The organism is Kocuria sp. CNJ-770 (assembly GCF_001942375.1).
GTDB lineage: Bacteria > Actinomycetota > Actinomycetes > Actinomycetales > Micrococcaceae > Kocuria > Kocuria oceani.
The window spans coordinates 1-1247 of the sequence record NZ_MKJW01000064.1 but is presented as its reverse complement, the minus strand read 5'-3'; the positions used below and the strand labels follow the sequence as shown (position 1 = coordinate 1247).

At 70.1% G+C, this 1247-nt stretch carries 1 protein-coding gene; it reads left to right on the top strand.

Annotated elements, in window-relative coordinates:
• Positions 1 to 276: 276 nt before the first annotated feature.
• A partial coding sequence (locus BJF77_RS02890; protein WP_075871227.1) for a TerC family protein occupies positions 277 to 1247 on the top strand: 971 nt, incomplete at its 3' end.

Sequence of the window (1247 nt, the reverse complement as noted above, 5' to 3'; positions counted from 1 at the left end):
CCGGCCGTGCCGGCGCGGATCGCCCCGTGCGCACGGCCCCGGCGGTGCACGTCGCGGCCACGGCGGTCGCCGCCGAGCGGCGCCCGCCGAGCGCCGCCCGCGCATGGTCCCTGCGGGGTCTTGCCCCGACAGGTGAACAGTGCTTCACTTGTCGGAGCAGGGAGGGGAGTATCCCACCAGCGCACCGTCGTCACTACGGCCCCGGGAGGGGTCCGGCGGGCGGGCCCGGACCGGGCCGGGAGAGACCTCCGATCGGATCGATCGGAAGGTGCTGTGATGGACGTCCCGTTCTGGATCTGGGCCGCGGTGCTCGGCTTCATCGTGCTGATGCTGGCCGTGGACCTGTTCGCCCACCGGCACGCCCACGTGATCGGGGTGCGGGAAGCGGCCCTGTGGTCAGGGGTGTGGGTTGCCTTCGGCGTCGGCTTCGGAGCTCTCGTCTGGTGGGGATGGGGGGCGGAGTTCGGCCAGCAGTACTTCGCCGGCTACCTCATCGAGAAGTCCCTGGCGGTGGACAACGTGTTCGTCTGGGCGATCATCTTCAGCTACTTCGCGGTGCCGCGGCAGTTCCAGCACCGGGTGCTGTTCCTGGGGGTGCTCGGGGCGCTGGTGTTCCGCGGGATCTTCATCGCCGCCGGGGCGGTGCTGATCCAGAACTTCTCCTGGATCCTCTACGTCTTCGCCGCGTTCCTGCTCTACACCGGGTGGCGGATGATCCGCCAGCGCGACCAGCACCTGGAGCCGGACCAGTCCGCCGTCCTGCGCCTGTTCCGCCGCTTCGCGCCGATGACCGACACCTACCACGGGCAGAAGCTGCTGGTCCGCCGCGGCGGGGTGCTGCTGGCCACCCCGCTGCTGGCGGTGCTGGTGCTGATCGAGGTCACCGACGTCGTCTTCGCGGTGGACTCGATCCCGGCGATCTTCGCGGTGACCGAGGAGGTGTTCCTGGTCTTCACGGCCAACGCCTTCGCGATCCTGGGGCTGCGGGCGATGTACTTCCTGCTGGCGGACCTGATCCACCGCTTCGTGTACCTGAAGGTCGGCCTGGCCCTGGTGCTGGTCTGGGTGGGGCTCAAGATGCTGCTGAAGATCGACATCGTCTACATCCCCACCAGCATCTCCTTGGCGGTGGTCGCCACGATCCTCACCGTCTCGATCGCCGCCAGCCTGCGCGCCACCCGCGGCCAGGGCCGCCGCGCCCTTCCCGCCCCGCCCGTCCCGCCCTTCCGCACCGCCTCGGAGGAGGA